This window comes from Bacteroidota bacterium (assembly GCA_034439655.1).
In the GTDB taxonomy this organism is placed as follows: Bacteria; Bacteroidota; Bacteroidia; order UKL13-3; family UKL13-3; genus CANJUD01.
On record JAWXAU010000063.1, the window covers coordinates 1 to 6,141 of the forward strand.

At 39.5% G+C, this 6,141-nt stretch carries 8 protein-coding genes; 3 read left to right on the plus strand and 5 right to left on the minus strand.

Translation table 11 applies throughout. From position 1 onward, the window contains the following. Positions 1-359: 359 nt before the first annotated feature. The 3 genes from SGJ10_03845 to SGJ10_03855 form a co-directional block, all read right to left on the minus strand. Complete coding sequence (locus SGJ10_03845; protein MDZ4757258.1) at positions 360-1,130, minus strand: enoyl-CoA hydratase-related protein; 771 nt, start codon at positions 1,128-1,130, stop codon at positions 360-362. 86 nt (positions 1,131-1,216) lie between these two features. Next, positions 1,217-2,095, minus strand: coding sequence for an ACP S-malonyltransferase (gene fabD, locus SGJ10_03850; protein ID MDZ4757259.1), 879 nt, complete (start codon positions 2,093-2,095; stop codon positions 1,217-1,219). A gap of 162 nt (positions 2,096-2,257) precedes the next feature. After that, the gene (locus SGJ10_03855; GenBank protein ID MDZ4757260.1) at positions 2,258-3,421 is read right to left on the minus strand and encodes a hypothetical protein; all 1,164 of its coding nucleotides are present in this window, start codon (positions 3,419-3,421) and stop codon (positions 2,258-2,260) included. Between the two features lie 58 nt (positions 3,422-3,479). Here SGJ10_03855 and SGJ10_03860 point away from each other — a divergent pair, with 58 nt between their 5' ends. Next, the gene (locus SGJ10_03860) at positions 3,480-3,716 is read left to right on the plus strand and encodes a hypothetical protein (protein MDZ4757261.1); all 237 of its coding nucleotides are present in this window, start codon (positions 3,480-3,482) and stop codon (positions 3,714-3,716) included. Positions 3,717-3,942: 226 nt separating this feature from the next. On the opposite strand, the gene SGJ10_03865 is transcribed toward SGJ10_03860, so the two are convergent. Further along, positions 3,943-4,350, minus strand: coding sequence for an OsmC family protein (locus tag SGJ10_03865; GenBank protein MDZ4757262.1), 408 nt, complete (start codon positions 4,348-4,350; stop codon positions 3,943-3,945). Between the two features lie 140 nt (positions 4,351-4,490). Beyond that, positions 4,491-5,357 (minus strand): carboxylating nicotinate-nucleotide diphosphorylase, encoded by an 867-nt coding sequence (nadC, locus tag SGJ10_03870; GenBank protein ID MDZ4757263.1) that lies wholly within the window; start codon positions 5,355-5,357, stop codon positions 4,491-4,493. Between the two features lie 210 nt (positions 5,358-5,567). Between nadC and SGJ10_03875 the strand changes: the two genes are divergently transcribed. Both SGJ10_03875 and SGJ10_03880 read left to right on the plus strand, forming a co-directional pair. Further along, positions 5,568-5,693 (plus strand): 30S ribosomal protein THX, encoded by a 126-nt coding sequence (locus tag SGJ10_03875; GenBank protein MDZ4757264.1) that lies wholly within the window; start codon positions 5,568-5,570, stop codon positions 5,691-5,693. 229 nt (positions 5,694-5,922) lie between these two features. Then, on the plus strand, positions 5,923-6,141 hold a 219-nt coding region (locus tag SGJ10_03880), incomplete at its 3' end, for a hypothetical protein (protein MDZ4757265.1).

Here is a 6,141-nt window from a genome sequence, read left to right on the forward strand (position 1 = left end):
CATCCCGATAATTATCGGGATTAAGCGGGGCTTTCGGGATGTAGTTCGGCATTACCATTCTACAAACTAAATCCGCCACAGGCGGAGAACTATTTTAGTTTAAGAATTGGTATTATTTGTTCCAATATTTAGCACTTGATTTTTTTTTGAACTACTTAGCAATGCGAAAATATCATAACTAGAAGGTTATAATTCAAATGGTTTAATTAATAGAAACCTCACTAAATCACAATCGTCACCACCAGTATAATCATAGAAATGCCTGTTACACTGGTTGTATAACAACAAGCACATTATATAATTATCGGCCAACGTTTCATTCGTAATTCATCAATTGTTACGCCTGCGGCGGACGTAATTTACCAAACGATCTTCTCCTTATTCAAAAACGCCCTAATCCCTCGTTTGCAATCATCGGTGCTGCGGGCTTTTGCATTCATTTGGGCGGCGTAGGTCACAGCATCGGAAACTGATAAATTATGTATCTGAGCCAGCATTTCTTTTACGGTTGCAGTAGATTGGGCAGCAGTTTCATTGCAAAGAGTTATGGCGAATTGTTTCACCGTATCAGCTATTTCTTCAGCAGGCATTATATAATTAATCAACCCAAAATCTTTTGCTTCATGTGCAGAAATTAATTTCCCGGACAGTAATAATTCTCTTGCTTTTCCTTCTCCAATTTTACGAATTAAGTATACCATTACTATAGCTGGAATGAAACCAATCTTTACCTCAGTGTATGCAAACTTTGCATGAGGAACAGTAAATGAAAAATCGCATATACTTGCTAGTCCGCAACCGCCTGCTATGGCATGGCCCTCCACTTGTGCTATAATAATCTTTGGACAATTATATATAAGTTGAAACAGCTCAGCAAGATTAGTGCTGTCGGCAAGGTTTTGTTCGTAGGTGTTTTGTTGTAATTGTTCCAAGTACGACAGATCGGCACCTGCACAAAAAACATCGCTGCTGCTTTTGAGTACGATTACTTTGCAGTTTGTATCGGCAATAGCATTTTGCAATACTGATTTAATTTCATTGACAAACTCGAAGTTGAGTGCATTTTTTTTATCGACTCTATCGAGTGTGAGGTAGCCTATACGGTGTTCTATGTGAAATTTGGTGAACATATTTTATGTATCTATTATAATTGTTATGATTCGCCCTTCGATAAACTCAGTATGATAGCGGTGGTCACACTGAGTTTATCAAAGGGTTATATTTTTGAAGTAATGCACTCAGGTGCTATTTTTTTGCAAAGACCTTGTAATACGTTACCAGGGCCGCACTCTACAAATTCTTTTGCTCCTGCATCCCACATGGCTTTTATGCTCTGCGTCCAACGCACAGGTGCTGTAAGTTGTGCAATCAGGTTTTGCTGTATTTGGCTAGGGTCGGTAACGGCTTGTGCATTCACATTTTGAAACACAGGACAAATAGGGGTATTAAATTTTGTTTTTTCAATAGCCGCTGCCAATGCCGTGCGGGCAGGCTCCATCAACGGTGAGTGGAAAGCACCACCTACTTGTAGTACCAAAGCCCGCTTAGCTCCTGCTTGTTTCATGAGTTCACAAGCTTGCTCTATACCTGCCACAGAGCCTGATATCACCAACTGCCCTGGACAATTATAATTGGCAGGAACTACGATTTCGCTTGTTACTTGTTTGCAAACTTCTTCTACTTGTTCATCTGCCAAACCTAGGATAGCAGCCATGGTAGAGGGTTGCAACTCACAAGCCATTTGCATAGCTGCTGCACGTTGTGATACAAGTAACAAAGCATTTTCAAACGCTAAACAACCATTGGCTACCAATGAGGATAACTCGCCGAGGCTATGTCCTGCAACCATATCGGGTGTAGGTTTGCTGTGGTGCGTGAGGAAGGATATCACCGAATGCAAAAACACAGCAGGTTGCGTAACCTTGGTTTGTCGGAGGGCTTCGTCGGTGCCAGTAAACATGGTATCGGTAATGGCAAACCCCAATACTTCATTGGCACGGTTAAACAATTCTTTTGCAGCGGGCGATTGTTCATATAAATCTTTGCCCATGCCTACAAACTGGGCTCCTTGCCCCGGGAATACAAATGCTTTCATTTTTTTCTTTAATATAATTTCACTGCGAAATAAAGGGTTTTTGTCGTCATTGCCATCCCGACTTATCGGAATTCAATGCGTGGCTTCGCCGCGGCGAACCGTGAATCGGAGACATGCATCGAGATTGTTTCACTACACCACGTTTCGCTTGCAATGACGTTTTCAATCACGAACCTTCACACAGTGATACATTTTACTATTAGCAAAAAATAAATAATCATTGCCACCCTCTTTTAGTTTCCAGCGTTTACGGAGTTCGGCCACATTCTCGTTAAAGTTATGCCGTGTTACATTTGCTTGTTGTAGTTTGTGTACTTTAATATATGCTGCGATGTCTTTATTTTTGTAAGGCACTTGCTCGGCCACTTTAAATACTCTACCCATAAAAGGTTGTATTAATTTGTTGGATAATAATAATGGAGTATTGCTCTCCATCAAGTCCAATTCTAACTTCTCAGCATAAGGCCGCCACAGTTTGCTTTTCACCAAGGCGTTTCCTGCCTCGTATAAATACATTTCAGTTTCGCTGGCAATAGTATTGGATGAGTGTGATTCGTTATCAGAATTGCACAATAACACATCATTGGCATTAATCTCAACAGCGTAAGTAATAGCTTTGGCTGTATGTTGTTTTTGCATAATACAAAAAAGTTCCTTCACTTCTCCGCCTTCTGAAATCACATATAAGTGCGACACATTGGGAAACAGTTTAAACAGTTCATCTAGGTCGAACAAGGGGCTTAGCTTGAGGGTGAAAGTATTTGTATGCTCAAATATTTGTGGAAGCATGGCACTAATATCTGGTTGCCAATCTCGCACATGTATTTTACGTTGCTTATTGCTGTCTCTCCTGTCGGGATCGGCGTAAATAATACTGAATGATTCTTTGCATTTTGCTATATAGTCCTCGGCTTTGGTATCTATCCTTTTAATACTATCTACTCCCAGTTTTGCAAAATTGTATCTCACTATTTCATTTAATTCTACATCGGGGTCTAAAGAAGTTATTTTTTCAAAATATTTTGAAAAAAAATAATCATCTACCCCCAATCCGCCTGTTAAGTCCAACAGGTTTTTGCCAGAAACGAGCGACGATTTGAAGATAGCAACTCTTTCACTGCTCGCTTGTTCGTAAGACTTTTGACTTAAGAGACATCTTTTTTCAAAAAATACTGGAATTTTTTTTATAGATTTTTGCAGCAGACCGATTTGTGTAATAGCCCTGCTAATGTCAAGCCCATCAATATTCTTAGCCTTTAAGGCGAGCTGTTTTGTATCCGCTTTTAAGTTGTTTTCTACAAACTGTTCAAAAACTTGGTTAACCATGTAAGACTATTTTATATTTACTTTTGCATGAAATTCAATCTACATGAATATTTGCATTATGAAACGTGCAGCAAATATCACTTGTTTGTTGTTAGTATCTTTACTTCTAGTAACTTTCATTAATGGTGGGTGTAAACCAAAAAAAGCCAGCAAATGCCCAAGCTACGAAAATAGTGGTAACACTAAGGTAAAGTACAATAAAGATGGAACAGTTAAAAATAAAAGAAGAAGAAATGAATCGCAAAAAACAGCTCCTAATTGGTGCATTACTTATCATCCTAGCCTTTGGCATTAATTCATGCCAAAAGAAGATCTGCCCTACTTTTAAGTTGCAGACCTTGACCGAGGTAATCAAGTAATGATTATCAATCCCGTTAGCTCCCTACAAAAATCGGGACGGGCCGAAATCCTTAAATCACTGAACACCTTGATTGGTCGTTCACAGGTTTGGTAAAAGCATTTATAATTTGTTGCCGCTATTGCTGCCAAATAAAATTCTTTCCAAAGAATTCTGCGTATCCTCAAAAATAATTAAATTTTATTACTTGGTTTATTTCCTTATTGAGGCTTTGAGCCACAGGGCAAGTAATAGCAGCACGCTCTAAAATTGTTTTTTGGTGTGCATCTAATCCATTGTCTTTTATATGCAAATCGACTTGCACTTCACTTATACGACGCGGATTTTCAGTCATCACTTTTGTGACATCGGCCCAAGTGCCATCTATATTTATTTGATGCGTTTTGGCAGTAATACCCATTAAGGTTATCATGCAAGTAGCCAATGAGGTTGCCACCGTATCGGTGGGCGAAAAAGCAAGACCTAAACCATGGTTGTCGGCGGGTGCGTCGGTAATAAATGTTTCGCCCGATTTGGTATGCGTGGCCAGTGTACGCAATTGGCCCTGGTATTTTACTGTTGAAGTAGACATAGTTTATTTTTTATTTTGCATGTTACCCTGAGCGTAGTCGAAGGGTTATTTTTTTTTTCAATTGTTAGTCAGATTTTATCGAAGATCGTCTTAGATAAACTCAGACTAATATTCATTATGACAACTCGTACTATTAATAATTATACTCCTTTCACAAGCTTTAAACTTAAATCCAAAGCTTTTACCGAATGCGTCAATGCCCCCATCGAAATGTAATCTACACCTGTTTCAGCATAGGGAATCAAATTGCTTAACGTAATCCCACCCGATGCTTCGGTTTCGTATTGCTTGTTTATCAGCTTTAAAGCTTCTGCTAATGTTGCTACATCGAAATTATCGAGCATAATACGGTGTATACCACCGGCAGCTATGGCTTGCTGAACCTCGGCAAGATTACGGGTTTCCACTTCTATTTGCAAAGCTAAGTGTTTCTCAATCAAATATTCTTTTGCTTTGGTTATGGCAGGTATTATTCCGCCCGCTGCATCTATATGATTGTCTTTAAGCATTATCATATCGTATAAGCCAAAACGATGATTGTGCCCACCTCCCATTGTTACTGCCCATTTCTCTAACAGTCTCATACCTGGCGTTGTTTTACGTGTATCCAATATTTTTGTATGCCCTCCTTCAATTAGCGACACTGCTTTATGCGTAGTAGTGGCAATACCACTCAACCTTTGCATGCAGTTTAGCAACAACCGCTCGGCTTGTAATATAGATGCAACCGAACCTTCTATTTCAAAGGCAATATCGCCTTGGGTTACCGATGCCCCATCATTTATATATATTGTTGTATGTAATGCGGGGTCTATTTCTTTCAAGATAACCTTTGCGAGTTCAACACCGGCCAACACACCTTCATCTTTTACTAACAATTTGGCCTTGCCTTGCCAATGACTGGGAATACACGAAAGTGTGGAATAATCGCCCGGGCCAATATCTTCGGCCAATGACTGGGTAATGAATAAATGAATGCGGGGGTCGGATTGGAAATTGATTTGCACGGTACAAAATTACACTCTTTTTAACTTTTGGAAAGTTTTAAAACTTGCATAAGCTTAAGGGGTTTTACCTTTATGCCGTTCGTTAGCCGATGTTCCCATAATTTTCATAAGCTCTTGTCAATATAGTTGAAGGTGCCAATCAATTTAGAATTTAACTTTTAGAATTTAAAAATTCCGACCTACTTTTGCACTTCAAAAAAAAATATTATTATGGGCAAAGGTGATAAAAGATCAAAGCGTGGTAAAATTTGGAAACACTCTCACGGTGTATGCCGCTTGAAAAAGAGCTACCAAATGACCACCGTCGAAAAAATCGAAAAAGCAAAAAGCAAATAACAATAGCCCCCCTCAAGGGGCTTTGTTGTTTTCGATGCCTTCACTCACATAAGCAGTTGGAAGCAAATTACTTCACCCCGACTCACTCCCGCAATATGAGTTGGATAATTCTATCATAGTTCCCCATCTTTTATTCACCTCAGGGTAAAATTTTAAACCTTGTTGATTATTTTAAGTCAATATGCCGTTCATTTGAACACTTATTCGACTCAAAACACGAAATACCAGTATGGACAGAAGAGATTTTTTCACCACCCTTGCCCCATTGCCAGCACCTGGCATACAAGAGGTAACCAATACCAAACAAACCGCACAACGCACAGGTTCAGGCCTCTCGCAGTACACAGGTGCATGGAGCTACGACCAAGCCATACATTTGCTTAGGCGTACCATGTTCGGTGCCAATATTAAGGACCTCAACTATTTTTTGACTAAATCCATGTCGGCC